Origin of the sequence: Micromonospora sp. DT231 (assembly GCF_049847025.1) — a bacterium.
In the GTDB taxonomy this organism is placed as follows: domain Bacteria; phylum Actinomycetota; class Actinomycetes; order Mycobacteriales; family Micromonosporaceae; genus Micromonospora.
In genome coordinates this window covers 148,914-164,604 of the sequence record NZ_JBNCNO010000002.1, presented here as the reverse complement: position 1 = coordinate 164,604, position 15,691 = coordinate 148,914, and the positions used below count along the sequence as shown (strand labels likewise).

General features: G+C 69.5%; 8 protein-coding genes. 2 read left to right on the top strand and 6 right to left on the bottom strand.

Going from position 1 to position 15,691, the window contains the following annotated elements; genetic code table 11:
* Nucleotide 1 precedes the first annotated feature (1 nt).
* Nucleotides 2-1,549 carry a hypothetical protein gene (locus ACPXBU_RS05560; RefSeq protein ID WP_425756912.1) on the bottom strand — a complete coding sequence of 516 codons (1,548 nt, stop codon included), beginning with the start codon at nucleotides 1,547-1,549 and terminating at the stop codon, nucleotides 2-4.
* A 525-nt stretch (nucleotides 1,550-2,074) separates the two neighbouring features.
* Between ACPXBU_RS05560 and ACPXBU_RS05555 the strand changes: the two genes are divergently transcribed.
* A complete protein-coding gene (locus ACPXBU_RS05555; RefSeq protein ID WP_425757536.1) occupies nucleotides 2,075-5,980 on the top strand; it encodes a replicative DNA helicase in 3,906 nt (1,301 codons plus the stop codon).
* 22 nt (nucleotides 5,981-6,002) lie between these two features.
* On the opposite strand, the gene ACPXBU_RS05550 is transcribed toward ACPXBU_RS05555, so the two are convergent.
* The 5 genes from ACPXBU_RS05550 to ACPXBU_RS05530 form a co-directional block, all read right to left on the bottom strand.
* On the bottom strand, nucleotides 6,003-6,680 hold the full coding sequence (locus ACPXBU_RS05550) for a maleylpyruvate isomerase N-terminal domain-containing protein (RefSeq protein ID WP_425756910.1): 678 nt from the start codon (nucleotides 6,678-6,680) through the stop codon (nucleotides 6,003-6,005).
* 103 nt (nucleotides 6,681-6,783) lie between these two features.
* Nucleotides 6,784-7,158 (bottom strand): zf-TFIIB domain-containing protein, encoded by a 375-nt coding sequence (locus ACPXBU_RS05545; protein ID WP_393364985.1) that lies wholly within the window; start codon nucleotides 7,156-7,158, stop codon nucleotides 6,784-6,786.
* A gap of 22 nt (nucleotides 7,159-7,180) precedes the next feature.
* Nucleotides 7,181-7,813 (bottom strand): phosphoribosyltransferase, encoded by a 633-nt coding sequence (locus ACPXBU_RS05540; protein ID WP_393364982.1) that lies wholly within the window; start codon nucleotides 7,811-7,813, stop codon nucleotides 7,181-7,183.
* A gap of 41 nt (nucleotides 7,814-7,854) precedes the next feature.
* Nucleotides 7,855-9,195 carry a glycosyltransferase 87 family protein gene (locus ACPXBU_RS05535; protein WP_425756907.1) on the bottom strand — a complete coding sequence of 447 codons (1,341 nt, stop codon included), beginning with the start codon at nucleotides 9,193-9,195 and terminating at the stop codon, nucleotides 7,855-7,857.
* Nucleotides 9,196-9,262: 67 nt separating this feature from the next.
* On the bottom strand, nucleotides 9,263-11,779 hold the full coding sequence (locus tag ACPXBU_RS05530) for a putative bifunctional diguanylate cyclase/phosphodiesterase (protein ID WP_393364976.1): 2,517 nt from the start codon (nucleotides 11,777-11,779) through the stop codon (nucleotides 9,263-9,265).
* Nucleotides 11,780-12,666: 887 nt separating this feature from the next.
* Here ACPXBU_RS05530 and ACPXBU_RS05525 point away from each other — a divergent pair.
* Complete coding sequence (locus ACPXBU_RS05525) at nucleotides 12,667-15,576, top strand: BTAD domain-containing putative transcriptional regulator (RefSeq protein WP_425756905.1); 2,910 nt, start codon at nucleotides 12,667-12,669, stop codon at nucleotides 15,574-15,576.
* The last annotated feature ends 115 nt before the right edge of the window (nucleotides 15,577-15,691 follow it).

Below are 15,691 nucleotides of genomic sequence, written 5' to 3'. Positions count from 1 at the left end.
ATCAGCCGATCGGCTGGCCGGTCACCGCGCTGATCAGCACCGTGGACAGACCGCCGCCCACCACCGCGGCGGCGAGCGCGATGGTCGCCGAACGCCAGGTCGTGCCCACCCGACGCAGCAGCGCCGCCACCACCAGACTGCTCACCAGCGCCAACCCGAAGCGCGGCGAGCCAGCCAGCAACGACTCCAACGCGCGGGACCGAGGTGAGTCGCACCCACCCCCGCTGATGTCTGTCACACAACCAGCGGGCGCCTGACTGTCCAAGGTCAACAACCACACGAAGATCAGCACCGCCGGCGTCAGATAACAGGCCGCCGTGTACAGCAGCGGCCGGAAGGGTCCGCCCGGATCCGGGTCGAGCAGGTCGTCCTCCAGGCGGCGAGCCCAGGCGCCCGTGGCCGCCGACTCGACCCGCCGACGCACCGACGCCGTCCCGGCGGCCGGCCGATCCGCCCGACGCCGTGGCGCACCCACCGGCGGCACCGCGGCGCTGCGCGGCCTCGGAGCCGTGTAACCCACCACCGGCGATCGAGGCGCGGACGGCAGCGGATCCGTCCACCGGGGATCATCGCCGGCCAGCCGAGTGCCGGACCAGAACCCGCCGTCCCGGGCCGGCCAACCCTCCGCCGCGGCATCCCGGTCCGAGCGCGGCGGCAGTGTCTGGTCCCACTTGTCGTCCTCGATCGCGGACCGCTCCCACTGACCAGTGCGGTCAGACCGCTCCCAGCCACCGACGCTCTCCACCGCCGACCACTGCTCGCTCAGATCCGTGCCGTCCGCACCCGGCCCCGGCGGCCACCCGTGCACCCCAGAGGCGTCCCACGGATCCACCGCGGGCGGGTACGACGGCTCGGGCTCAGCCACCCGATCCGACCCACGTGCCCACGGGTCGGCCGCCGGCCGGGACCACGACTCCTCCGCCGCACGGCGGCTGCGCCGGGTGGGACGGCTCACCTCCGGGCCCGGCACCGGCTCGCTCGGAGCGGACTCCAGATCCCCGCCCGACCAGACCACCTGCGGACGGCCAGCGGGCGCGCGACGGGGACGGCGGTCCGGGACAGCACCGGAAACCGGCTCGTCCTCCCCGGCGTCCGCGCGCCGGCGGCCGGCGTACCCCTGCTCCTGCGGACGGTCGAGCGTCCACTCCCGGGTGTGGTCCGACTCGGGAGCCGCGCCGATCGCCGTCTGCTCCCGCCAACTCGTGTCGCTGCCCCGCCGCCGGCTGCCAGACGACTCGATCGACCGCCGGCCGGCACCCGAACTCGGCCGCTCGGGTTCGCGTTCGGGCTCTTCCTCGTCGTCCGGTGCCGCGTGGCGACCGCCGCCGTCAGCGTGCCGAACACCCGACTCCAGCGCCCACCGGGGCAGGTAGGCGTCGACGGGCTCGTCCTGGCCGCGGTCCAACGCGCGCCGCCGGCTGGAGGTGCGGTAGCGACCGTCCTCGTCGTACGGATCAACCGGAAGAGACGCCGCGCGCTCACCCCACGAGGCGGTCGGCTGGCGCTCGCGCGGGCTGCCATCCCCGCGTCCCCAGTCCCGGTAACTCACGGCCGGAGTGTGACCCTTCTGAACCGAAAGCGGAATCCGCTGTCCAGGTGTAGCCGTTCGCTGGAGATAGTACGGGACGATCGTGTCACAGGCCCGACCGAAATATTCTCCTCCACAGGCTGGGGAGCATGTTTTCCCAGGTCAACGGCCTAAGGCCAAGAATTCCCCAATGGTTATCCACAGGCTGTGCACACCCTGCGCACATCATCTCCCCCGGCATCCACAGGTTGTCCCGAGGCTCGTCCACCGGCGTTGTTGAGTCTCTGACCTCGGGGTCCGTATGGTTGGCCCCCGACCGCCGGCGCGATGGCCCCCGATCGACCGGCCCGGTCGGACGGAATCGTCAGACCCCAGCGGTAGAGCTGGAATCAGATCCGACGCACTGGAGGGGGACCCGTGTCGGTCACCGACGACAGGCGGGCGGACTCACGGTCCGGTGGCGGCCAGCCACAGGGGCCGCGCGACGGCCAGTTCGACAAGACCCCACCCCAGGACGTCGCCGCGGAGCAGTGCGTCCTCGGCGGCATGCTGCTCTCCAAGGACGCCATCGCCGACGTCGTCGAGATCCTCAAGACCAACGACTTCTACCGGCCGGTGCACGCCACCATCTTCGACATCATCCTCGACATCTACGGCCGGGGTGAGCCGGCCGACCCGATCACCGTGGCCGCCGCCCTGACCGACTCCGGCGATCTCGCCCGCATCGGCGGCGCGCCCTACCTGCACACCCTCATCGCCAGCGTGCCCACCGCGGCGAACGCGGCCTACTACGCGCGCATCGTCAGCGAACGTGCGGTGCTGCGCCGGCTGGTCGAGGCCGGCACCAAGATCGTGCAACTGGGCTACGGCACCGCCAGCGGCGGCAGTCGCGACGTCGACGACGTCGTGGACCTCGCCCAGCAGGCCGTCTACGACGTCACCGAACGGCGGGTCAGCGAGGACTTCGCGATCCTGGCCGACATGTTGCAGCCGACGCTCGACGAGATCGAGGCGGTGGGCGCGCAGGGCGGGATGATGACCGGCGTACCGACCGGCTTCAGCGACCTGGACCGACTGCTCAACGGCCTACACGCCGGACAGTTGATTATTGTCGCTGGCCGGCCCGGTCTGGGAAAGGCGCTCGCGCTCGACACCCCGCTGCCGACGCCGGACGGCTGGACCACGATGGGTGAGGTACAGGTCGGTGACCGGCTCATCGGCGCGAACGGTCATCCCACCACTGTCACCCATGCCTTCGAGGTGCGTCACGACCGTCCTTGTTACGAGGTTGAGTTTTCCGACGGGTCCATCATCGTGGCGGACGCTGAGCATCTGTGGAAGACCACCACCCGAGCGAGCCGCAGAGCGGGCGACGACAGGCGTCGCAACCAATGGCGCCCGGAGACCGTTGAACGGCTGCGCGCCGTCGCCACGACCGCCTCGACCACTGACACCGTCACCATCAACGAGTTGGCCAGCACGATCGGCGCAGAGCTCGTACACACAGCCCAAAGGGTCGCCCGTGAGTTGCCGCGGGAGGCTTCCTCCTCGATGCGCGGCAGGCCGGGGAAACGTCCCGCGCGTGCGTATCCCACCCGTGCGCTCCGTGGAGGATTGCTCCACCGGGTTGAGCGCTGGACCGCTGACCCCGGTGACAGCATGCAGCCGGGGGTCGTGACGACCGAGCAGATTCGGGCGACGCTGCGCACGGAGACGGCAGATCGTCGCCTCAATCACGCGGTTACGAACGCGGCCCCTCTCAGCCTTCCCGATCGACTCCTCCCGATCCCGCCGTACACGCTCGGGGCGTGGTTGGGTGACGGCAGCAGCGCCGACAGCCGGATCACGACCGTTGACCCCGGTATTTTGCGGCGTATCGAAGAGGATGGCTTCGAGGTCAGGCAGTCAGGCGCTGTCTCGACCCTCTACACGATCCTGCCCAGGAAGTGCCCGGTCTGCGACAGGCGTCGAAATGGCTGCGCGGCCTGCGGGAACCGCCCTTCCTCCCTGGTGCGAAGTCTGCGAGAGTCGGGAGTGCTGAACTTCAAGCACATACCCGATGCCTACCTGCGCGCGTCTGAAGGGCAGCGCCGAGCCCTGCTCGCAGGGCTGCTCGACACCGACGGGACTGTCACTGGCACGGGAAATGCGCAATTCACCACCACCTCGGCGCGACTGGCTGCCGGGGTGTATGAGCTGATCGTCAGTCTGGGATACCGCTGCTCGATCAGTCGCAGAGCGGTCGACGGGCGCAAGCCGGAGACGTCGGTCGCATACAACGTGAACTTCACGACCAGGGACCAGGTCTTCGGGCTTGCCCGAAAGCGGGAACTGCACGCGGCACGACGGCGGGGGGAGGGCACCGCCCGATCCGGAACCCGCTTCATCGTCGACGTCCGCCCGGTCCCCAGCGTGCCGGTGCGGTGCGTGACCGTAGACAACGACGATCATCTGTACCTGGCCGGCCGGGCCATGATCCCGACGCACAACAGCACGGCGAGCATGGACTTTGCCCGAAATGCTGCTATTCGCGCCAATCAGGCTGCCGCGATCTTCTCCCTGGAAATGAGCAAGGTCGAGATCGTCATGCGACTGCTCTCCGCCGAGGCGCGGGTGCCACTGCACGTGCTGCGGAGCGGGCAGCTCTCCGACGACGACTGGACCAAGCTGGCCCGGTGCATGGGTGAGATCAGCGAGGCGCCGCTCTTCGTCGACGACACACCGAGCATGAACCTGATGGAGATCCGGGCGAAGGCTCGGCGGCTCAAGCAGCGGCACGACCTCAAGATGATCGTCGTCGACTATCTCCAGCTGATGACCTCGCCGAAGCGCACCGAGAGCCGCCAGCAGGAGGTCGCCGACCTGTCCCGTGGCCTGAAGCTGCTGGCCAAGGAGGTCGAGTGTCCGGTGATCGCGGTGAGTCAGCTGAACCGTGGCCCCGAGCAACGTACCGACAAGCGACCCCAGTTGTCCGATTTGCGGGAGTCGGGCTGTCTCACGGCGGAGACACGAGTGGTTCGAGCGGATAACAATACCGAGATCACGCTAGGTGAGTTGCTGTCAAATAACGCTAAAGACATCCCGGTCTGGGCGTTAGACGAGAGCCTTCGGTACACGCCACGCACGATGACCCACGTCTTCCCGAGTGGTAGCCGCGAGGTGTTCCGGCTGACTCTCGCATCGGGCAAGCAGATCGATGCCACAGCCAACCACCCCTTCCTCGCGTTCACCGGGTGGGTTCCACTCGGCGAGCTTTCACCCGGGGATCGCCTTGCCACACCACGTCACCTGCCGCCGCCAATGGCCACCCGCCCATGGGACGACGCGGAGGTCGTCATGTTGGCGCACCTGTTGGGTGACGGCTCCTTCGTTCGGCGCCAGCCGATCCGATATGCAAGCTGTGATGAGCTGAACCTGCAGGCTGTGGCGGAAGCCGCGAAGCACTTCGGGATCACCGCCGTGCGTGACGACTATGCGGCCGCGAGGGTGACCACTCTCCGGCTGCCTGCGCCCTATCGCCTGGCTCGCGGTCGGCGTAACCCGATCGCTGCGTGGCTGGACGACCTGGGTCTCTTCGGTCTGCGGTCACACGAGAAGTTCCTTCCTTCGGCCGTTTTCAGCCTGCCCAAGGAACAGATCACCGCCTTCCTGCGGCACCTCTGGGCCACAGATGGTTCGGTGACCGTCAACGGCTCAGGTCGTGGAGGTCGCGTCTATTTCGCGTCCACGAGCCGCCGAATGCTCGAGGACATCTCGCGACTGCTCCTCAGGTACGGCATCACGGCCCGGCTGAGGGTCGTACCAGTCGTGGGGCACCGCCCTCAGTACACGCTCGACATCTCCGGCCGGGATGACCAGTTGAGGTTCCTGCGCGAGATCGGCGTCTACGGGCAACGGTCGGAGGGCTGTTCCGCTCTGCTCGCTGCGTTGGAGTCAACGGAGAGCAACACCAACGTCGACACTGTGCCACGAGAGGTTTGGGCCAGAGTCAAGGAGATTTTGGTCGAGCAGGGCATGACTCACCGTGAGTTCGCGAAGGCCATCGGCACCCAATTCTGCGGCAGCACCCTCTGGAAGCGCGCCCCCAGCCGCTCCCGCCTGGCAGCGATCGCCACTGTTCTTGATGCGGCCGATCTGGACCTGCACGCCACCAACGACATCTTCTGGGACTCGATCGTGTCTATCGAGTCGATCGGTGAGCAGGAGGTGTTCGACGCGACCGTGCTCGAGAAGCACAACTTCATCGCCAACGGCATCGCCACCCACAACTCGATCGAACAAGATGCCGATGTTGTCATACTTCTGCATCGTGACGACTACTACGACAAGGAGTCGCCGCGGGCGGGCGAAGCGGATTTCATTGTCGCTAAGCATCGGAATGGACCAACCGACACCGTGACCGTCGCGGCCCAGTTGCACCTGTCCCGCTTCGTCGACATGGCCATCGGCTGACCGGCGCGGCACCCGCCGTCGATCACCCGAGCAGCGGGAACCAGCCCGCCGACTCGCCCAGCTCCACCCGGTCCCGATCGGTGAGCGGGACGCGCCCGGTGGCCTTCAGCAGGAAGTCCTTGTCGTCCCAGCCGGCGGGGCGCACCGTGTCGTCGCTGAGTAGGCCCTCCATCGTGGTCACCGCGACACGCGCGGCCAGCGGGCCGGGCGGCGGCGCCTCGGGCAGCTCCGGGATCAGGTCCAGGTGGTGGACGACAGCCTCGGTGGTCAGGGTGGCGAGGAAATCGGGTACGCGCAGCACGTGCCCCTGCGTGGTTACGTACCCCTCGGGGTTGGCTGACCCGGCGGCGCGGACCGCGGCCGGGGCGGTGTCCCGCCAAAGTCGAACGATCCCGGTCGGACGGTCGAACGCGGCGGCGGATCGGCGGACCCACCAGGCGTGTCTGTCGCTCTCGTCGTCGCCGGACGGGAAGTCGCGCCAGTAGCTGACGTCGTCGACGTCGGCCGGCCCGTCGACGGGGCTGGCCAGTGCGACAAGTGCGCGCTGGGCGTCGCCGAGCACGTGCAGGAGCAGGTCCGCGACCAGCCAGCCTCGGCAGCGGGTGGCTCGTTGCAGGCCGGCGTCGTCCAGGTCGCCGACCACCGCGGTGATTCCGGCGTACGCCTGATCCAGCGCCTCGGCCGGTCGGGTCGTGGTCATGCGATGCAGCCTGGCACGGACCGCCCCGCCCGCCAACCGTCTGCCGGTGGGCGCTGCGCCCGGGTCGACGCGTGATCGACCCGGGCCGGTTGTCGGTCCCGGCTCAGCCGAACATGTCGTCGAGGAAGCCCTTGCGCTTCTTCTGCCGGTAGTGCCCGTGGTAGCCGTGGTGCTGTTGCTGCTGGTGACCGTAGGCCGGCTGCGGCGGGTAGCCGTGGACGGGCGGGGGCGGCGGCGGGACGGCACCGTATCCGGGCGGGGGCGGCGGGGGCGGATAGCCGGCCGGCTGGTGGGTGGGTTGCGGCGGCGCACCACCGGTTTGTTGGCGGCTCCAGTTGGCCTCCGCCTCGAACAGCTTCTCCAACTCGCCGCGGTCCAGGAAGATGCCGCGGCACTCGCCGCACTGGTCGATCACGACGTTGCTGCGCTCGTACTGGCGCATTTCTCCGTGACACTTGGGGCAGGTGAGACTATTCATCTCCCGACGGTACCTGGTCGACCTAAGCGGTTGCTGTGAGCGCTTCGGTGACCTCGTCGTCGGAGACCTCGTGGAAGTCGTCGTAGTAGACGCTCACCGCGCCGAAGTCAGGTGGGCGTTGGGCGCAGATGACCTGGTCCGCCTCGGCGGCGAGCAGTTCGTACGCCTCCTGTGCGCCGACCGGGACGGCGACCACGACCCGGTGTGCCCCGAGTTGGCGGACGACCTCCACGGCGACGCGGGCTGTCGCACCGGTGGCCAGGCCGTCGTCGATGATCAGCGCGGTCCGCCCGGTGAGGTCCACCTGGGCGCGACCACCTCGGTAGAGCTGTTCCCGCCGGGCCAGTTCGGCCTGCTCCCGTTGGCTGACCTCGGCGATGTCGTCGCTGCTGAGTCGGCTGGCCAATACGCCGTTGAGTACCTGGACCCCGCCCGGCCCGAGCGCGCCGAAGGCGACCTCCCGAGCCCACGGCATGCCGAGCTTGCGGACGACAAGCACGTCGAGTGGTGCGCCGAGTCGTTCGGCGACGACCCGGGCGACCGGCACGCCGCCGCGGACCAGGCCGAGGACGACCACGTCCGGGTCGCCGACGAGTGCGGTGAGCCGCTCGGAGAGCACCCGGCCGGCGTCGGCCCGGTCGCGGTACGTCGTCATGCCTTCAGGTCTACGCCCTGGCGCGCGGTTGCGCCCAGCAGTTACGCCGATGTGGTCCGAGCGGATCTGTCGGGAAGGGGGGTGGTCGGCGTGTCGACCGGGCGGTGCAGGGCGGGTGCCCAGGTGAGCAGGGCCACCGGGTAGAGCAGATAGCCGAAGCGGGTCGAGGGCATCAGGGCGATGGCGGCGAGTAGCCCGTACCCGCAGATCAGTGCCGTGGCGACGGCGGTGCGGGGCGGGCGGCGGGCGAGCCGGACGGCGATGGCCACGCCGGCGGCGACCAGCAGCGCGGCGGCGACGAGCCGGCCGGCGGGTAGCGCGGTGGCGATCAGGTAGCCGGGGAACGGGGACTGCGCGGGGCTGGTGACCAGGCCGTGGCCGAGGGGGAAGCGCAGCACGTTCTCGGTGAGCGCGTCGCGGTCGACGAGCATCGCCGGTAGCAGGGCGGCGATGGGCAGGCCGATCGCGCCGGCGGCGACCCGGGTGCCGGCGCGTCGGGTCAGGCCCCACACGATCAGGACCAGCGCCACCGGCCAGGCGAAGAGCTTCAGCGCGCCGGCCAGCCCGACCGCGAGGCCGGCTCGGCCGGGGCGGTCGGCGGCGGCGAGCGCGAGGGCCAGTAGGCAGAGCGCGAGTACGGGGAGGTCGTCGCCGCCGGTGGCGAGGGTGAGGGCGCAGATGGGCAGTACGGTGGCGGCCTGCACGCCGCGCAGCAGCGCGGCGTCTCGCCGGTGGGCATCCGGGGCGGGGAGGGCGGTGGTCGGTGTGGTGCGCAGGGCGGCCACGGCCAGGGTGAGCGCCAGCACGGTGCCGACCGCGAACCAGACCCGGGAGTCGGTCCACCAGGTGTCGGCAAGTGCTCTGGGCAGGCCGAACATGGCCATTCCGGGTTGGTACGGGGTGTAGCCCAGCAGTTGTTCGCCGGGAGGCAGGGCAGCTATCGCGTCGGGGCCGAGGTATGGCGTGCCGTGCTCCAGGAGGCGGGTGCCGGCGTGCTCCACGACCAGCACCTCCTCCTGTGCCCGGTCGGTGCGTCCGTTGGCCCGCTCGATGCTCTGCCAGAGCAGGGGCAGCAGCGCGGTGCCGGCCCAGGTGAGGCCGGTGATCGTCCAGCGGGCTCCGAGACCGGCCAGCCGCGCGGTCGGGCGGTGTCGGCGCAGCAGGAGTTGGGTGAGCACCGCCAGCGTCGCGAGCAGGTATCCGACGGCGGCGACCGCGCCCCAGGCCCGGTGCGGCAGCAGGGTCGACGTGACCGCGGTGATCGCGGCGAAGATGGTCGAGACGGCGTAGAGGCCGAGGTCGACGGCGAGTCCGCCGGCGGCGGTGTCGAGCGTCCGCCAGTGCCGGGGACGGCGGCGGGCGGTCGGGGCGTCGGCGATCACGCGCGCCAGTCTGGCAGACCGGGGCGTACCAGCACCGGGCCGCGGGGCGGGGGCGGCCGGTGCCCGGTCAGGCGGGCAGGTGTGGGAGGCGGGCGCGGCCGGTCTGGCGGCGGTTCTGGCTCAACCGGATCACCGCGCCGGCGTCGTGCAGTGGCGCGACGAGGGCGCCGGGACGCCCGCCGGAGCCGCGCTGCATCGCCGCGAGCAGGATGCCGGCGGGCACCGGTCGCGCGAACAGGTGACCCTGGCCGGCGACGCAGCCCAACTCCCAGAGGGCGCGCCGTTGCGGCTCGCTCTCCACCCCCTCGGCCACCACGACCAGGTCGAGACTGCGACCCAGGTCGAGGGTGGAGCGGATGACAGCGGCGGCCTCCGCCGAGCTCTCCATCGTCGTCACGAAGCTTCGGTCGATCTTCAATTCGTGCACCGGGATGCGGGAGAGGAGCGACAGCGAGGAGTAGCCGGTGCCGAAGTCGTCCAACGCCAACCGGACGCCCTCGTCCCGCAGCCGGCTGAGCACTCGGTCGACCACGTCGAGTTGGCTGAGCGTGAGCGTCTCGGTCAGCTCCAGCACCAGCCGGTCCGCTGGGAGGTCGTGGGCGCGCAGGCGGGCCAGCACCGAGCCGGGGAACCGCGCGTCGAGCAGGCTGCGTGGGGACACGTTCACCGCGACCGGTACGTCGAAGCCGGCGTCACGCCAGGTGCCGGCCGCGATCAACGCCTGGTCGAGGATCGCCTCGGCGAAGGCCGGCAGCAGACCGGACCGCTCCACCGCCTCCAGGAAACGCAGCGGGTCGATCATGCCGTGGGTGGGGTGTCGCCAGCGGGCCAACGCTTCAGCACTTGTGACCTCGCCGGTGCCCAGGTCGACGATGGGTTGGAAGTTGACGATGAACTCGTGGTCGGCGACGGCTCGGGGCAGGTCGCCGCCGAGGGTGAGGCGGCCCAGGTCGGCGGTGTCTCGGGTCGCGGCGTAGGTGGAGGTCTTCTGCCCGGCACGCTTGGCCTGGTACATGGCCACGTCGGCACGGCGCAGCAGTTCGGCCATGCCGCCGCTGGACGGTGCGACGGAGATGCCGCCGCTGGCTTCGACGCTGATCCGCATGCCGTCCAGCTCGAACGGTTCGTGCAGGGCGGCGAGCAGGATCTCGGCCCGGTGCGCGGCCACCGCCGGGGCCGGCAGCCCGCGCAGGAGTACGGCGAACTCGTCGCCGCCGAGGCGGGCCACCAGGTCGCTGGCCTGCGCCGCGTCTCGTAACCGGTCGGCGACCTGCACCAGCACCTGGTCGCCGGCGGCGTGACCGAGGGTGTCGTTGACTTCCTTGAAGTGGTTGAGGTCGATCAGCACAAGTGCGGTCACCCCGTCGGCGTGCCGGGCGCTCAACTGCTCGGTGCCCTCGTCGAGGAGGTGCCGGCGGTTGGCCAGTCCGGTCAACGCGTCGTGGGCGGCGGCGTACGCGTGTTCGTTGGCGACCCGGGCCAGTTCGGCGTACGCCTGGGCGTTGCGTACGGCCGTGCAGAGCGCGGACGCGAAGGTGCGCAGGGTGTACTGCTCCCGTTCGGAGAGCTGTACCGGGCCGCGGAAGCGCAGTCGCAGCACGCCGACGTCGACGGTGCGGTCGTGCCCTTCGAGCCGGGTGGGGACGACGGTGCCGTGCACGTCGGTGGGCGTGCCGGTGAGGCCGTCGAAGGTGATGCCGCCGGTGCCGCCGCGCACGGCGCGGTCGCCGTCACGCAGTTCGATTTCGACCTCGTCGGCGGAGAACAGTTCGGCGGCCTGGGTGACGGCGGTGGTGAGGACGGCGTCCAGGTCGACCACGTTGAGCGCGTCGGTGGTGCGGGCGAGGCGTTGCCACGCCTGCTGTTCGGTCCTGGAACGGATTCTCGTGGCGTAGGCCAGGTGCAGGCTGAGCACCAGGGGTGGGATGACCAGCAGGAGTTTGAAGTTGGCGTCGAGGATCAGCAGCGTGCAGACCGCCACGACGAAGCGTACGGCGAAGCCGGCGAGTCGGAGGTCGAGGTTGGTCCGGAACTGCTTTGAGATCTTGGTGTTGGATGCCAGCGCGATGACCGGGATGGCCAGGAGGTCGTCCAGCAGTGCCGCTACCAGGTACGAGGCGGCTACCGGCACGATCAGGGCGACGGTGCTCGCCGGTGGCCAGGTCCAGGTCGTCATCGCCAGTGTGATGCCGGCGCCCCAGGCCACGATGACGTTCTTGCCCACGCTGAAGGCCATCTTGATCGGCGACAGCCGGAGCGAGGCGAAGGTGATGCCCACCGCGGTGCAGAGGACCACCGACTGGGCCGGGGCGATGGCGAGTCCGATGATGATCGCGGCTTCGGTCCAACTGATCGAGTGGGTGGTGGACCGGATCCGCACCCGTGCTTTGACCCGGGCTCCCAGGGCGATCGTGACGGTGAGTACGACGAGGACCGCGATGTCCGCCGGCGTGGCGGTCACCGCCGAGCGTGCGGCGACCGGTAGTGACGTGGCGGTGATGATGGTTGCCACAACGACGACGAGACCGACGAGCAGCCGTAGCCGCCGATCGGTCTCAATCTGTCGTTGCTGAGGAAGGGTCATGCCGCTCCCGAAGGACTGTCTCTGCCGTGCTCGTAGCCTACCGTTCGAGGCTCGTGCACGTCCCCGGTCGAGGGGTCACTCCCACTCGCTGCCGCGCATCGCGTGCCCCCTTCTCGCTGAGCCATTCGAAGACCTACCCAAAGGGGAGGTCTTCCTTGGAAACGCAGCTTAAGAGAAGGATCGGCAGGTTAGAAGAAATAAATGTCGGTATGCGCAACATTAGCCAAGTTGGCGAGTGTTTGTAACGTTCTGTCCATCGCTGCTGAACGGAGTGCGGTCGAACTCGCTCCTGCTGGATTCGTGGGACAGCTAGCAACTGCAGACGGTATCGGACGAGGTAATGGTCGCGTTATTCGCTGGCTCCGCAGATCCCTACAAGTTGCCGCATCCGGAGCGTGGACAGGCGTCAAGGCGGCATGGGCAGAGTTGACGCGCCCGTGTGTCGGGTAGGCGGAGTAAAGGTGTCAGTCTTCGCCTGGATCGACGGTGACGACGCGGAATTGGTGTCCCTGAGCCCGTGCCGATGCAACTTGCGGCCGACATCGTGCGGCTGCGTGCGGGCAATCGAGCGGCCCTCCTCGCGGTAATCCTGGGGTCACCAACAGCCATCCGCCTTCGCCCCGTGAGCAGCATGTCACCGATGGGGGTCGTAGACTTCGTTGCGTGATCGACTGAGTACCTGGGATGGCTGGAACAGGGGACCGGTGGAGATTCAGGTTCTGGGCGGCCTTTCGGTGCAACTGTCTACCCGCATGCTGCGCCTCGGTACACCCAAACAGCAGGCAATCTTCGCGATGCTCGCAGTGCAGCCCGGCCGGCTGGTGGCATTGGAAGACCTCGTCGATGAGTTATGGGGCGATTGCCCACCGCGATCGGCTGTGGCTAATGTGCGGACCTATGCGGCCAATCTGCGCCGGACTTTCGAGTCCTTCGCGGCCGGTCACGGTGCCATCGAACGCCAACGCAACGGCTATCGACTCGTTGTGGACCCGGAACGGATCGACGTCTTTTGCTTCGAGCGGGAACGTAACTCGGGTCGGGAAGCGCTGACGGCCGGTCACCTGGACCCCGCCCGCGAGCTGCTGGAGCGCGCTCTGGCTCGGTGGCGCGGTCCGATGCTCGCCGGCGTACCGCTCGGTCCCGTCCTCACCTCCCGAACCGTCGCTGTGGAGGAGGAACGGCTGGTGACCGTGGAACTTCTCGCCGACGTCCAGCTGCGGTCAGGGCGAAACGACCTGGCGATTCCACTGCTGCGCGACGTGGTGGCCCGCCACCCTCTCCGGGAGCCGGCCTACCACCTCCTCATGCGGGCCTTCCACGAGCGCGGGGACAACGCGGGGGCGCTGGCGGCGTACGACGAGATCCGAACCCGGTTGGCCACGGAGTTGGGCGTCGGTCCCGGGCACGACCTCGAAGAGTTGCGCCGCTCGATCGTCGCGGCGGTGTCGCGCTCCGGCCCGGGGCGCGCCGTTGCCCCCCGGCGGGAGAGCGGCCAGCGTCCGGACGTGGTCGTGGCGGATGCTGCGGCTGCCGGACAACCGGGCCGGATCGAACCGGTGGACCACCTGCCCCGGGCGGTCGCCGACTTCGTCGGCAGGGAGACCGTCGTGTCGCGGCTGCTGGCGGAGACCCGGCGGGTGGAGGAGCGGGTGCCAGCCGTGCACATCGTCGACGGCATGGCGGGCAGCGGCAAGACCACCCTCGCGGTGCACCTGGCCCGCCGGCTGTCCGACCGATACCCGGACGCCGCGCTGTTCGTCGACCTCGGTGGGCACGGCGAGAAGAACCGGGTGGAGCCGGCGAGCGCACTTGTCACACTGCTCCGACAGCTCGGCGTGCCGGCCGAGCGCGTCCCGGTGGAGTTCGACGACAGGGTGGAGTTGTGGCGGCAGGAACTGGCCCGCCGGAGGTCGGTGGTGGTGCTCGACAACGCGGCGAGCAGCGAGCAGATCATGCCCCTGCTGCCGGCCGAGCCGACCACCGTCGTGCTGGTGACCTCGCGGCGGCGGCTGTCCCACCCGGACGTCGGGCCCTCGCAGACGCTACCGCTGCTGAACCCGCGGGAGAGCGTGGATCTCCTGCGTCTGAGCGTCGGTCAGGACAGGGTCGAAGCCGAGCCGGAGGCGGCCGCCGAGGTGGTACGTCGGTGCGGGTACCTCCCTCTGGCGATTCGGCTGGCCGGTGCCCGACTGGCGCACCGGCGCGGCTGGCGGGTGGCGGACCTTGCCGAGCAGATGGCCGGCGACGCGCCGGTGCTGCACCAGCTCGCGCAGGAGGAGAGCAGCGTCACCGGGGCCTTCGCCGCCTCCTACCAACCTCTGCCGAGCACGGCCAAGCGGGTCTTCCGATTCCTGAGTCTGTATCCCGGTAGCCGCTTCAGCGTGCCGGTAGCCGCCGCGCTGACCGGCCTGACCGTCGCGGAAGCTCGTACGGCGCTCGACGACCTCGTCGACCGGAACCTGGTGGAGGACCTGGACTCGACGCGCTATCGACTGCACGACCTCATCCGGGAGTACGCCATCGACCTGTGTTCGCGGACCGACTCCGCGAGCGAGCGGAAGGCCGCGCTGGCGCACCTGTTCGACTTCACTCTGGCGGTGGCGTTACGGGTCGCCAAGACGCTGGAATTCGACGACCTGGGAGCCCACGTCACACATCTCCCGTTCGGGCGACCCGAGCTGATCGACGCGATCGGGGCACCCACCGCCGACTGGTTGGAGACGGAACGGACGGACCTGGTGACGATGGTGCGGGCGGCGCTCGACGAGGGCTTCCCCGAGCACTCCTGGCGGCTGGCCCGTGCCCTCTGGCGATTCTGTTACATCCGCGGATACTTCGAGGACATCATCACGACCCACCGGTACGCGCTGACCGCGGCGGAAGCATCCGGGGACGTCAGTGCGACGGCACTGATAAACAACTACCTCGCCTCCGGCTACGTCCGGATCGGCGACAACCGGGCGGGGCTGAACCATCTGACCCGCGCTGTCGCCCTCGCCGGAGAGTCGCGGGACGTGCTGAACGCCGCCCGATACCGCGCCAATCTCGCCGCCGTCTACCTGTGGAGCGGCAACCTGACCGAAGCGGTGACTGTCGGTCAGGAGTGCCTGCGTGACTACAAGGGGTACGGCAATGTCCGGGTGCCGACGGTGCTGCCGAATCTCGGCATAGCGCTGATGGCCCTGGGACGCTACGAGGAGGCGTTGCGGATACACCGCCTGTACCTGACCTGGGCCCGGACGAACTCCGACGAGTTCCACGCGCTCAGCGCGCTCAGTCGCATCGGCGCCGTACGCCTCCGAATGGGTGACCTTCAGCCGGCGATCCGCATCCTCCTGGCCTCGTTGGCCCTCCGCGATCGCACCGGTCACCGGTATACCGAGGCCGAGGTGCGCAACGACCTCGGGATCGCCTATCGGGTTCTGGGCCGTCTGGTGGAGGCCGAGCGGGAACACGAGCTGGCCCGGAAGCTGTCGATCGGTTCGGGGGAGCTCCACGTCGAGGCGGCCGCGCTGAACGAGCTTGGGCGCACCCTGTTGGCGCAGGGGCGCCGTGGCGAGGCGTTCGAGACGCACCAGCAGGCGTTGCGCCTGGCCACTCGCATCGCCTACCCGCACGAGCAGGGTCGAGCCCTGAGCGGGCTTGCCGAACACTTCGCCCGCGTCGACCCGGCCGAGGCCCGACGGCACTGGGAGCGGGCGTTGGCGATCTTCCGGCGGATGGGCGTGCCGGAGCGCTTCGAGACCGAACGCCGCCTCGCCGAGGTGGCAGCCGCAACCCCGGCCGCAGATCGCTGAACTGCCCGAACGGCCTTTATCGATTTCTTATCGGCAGGCCCGGTAACTTTCCCGCCGTAACGACGAACGGGGGAGGTTCTGCTCCTGGGCAGAACCGGGTCGTCGACACGCACCC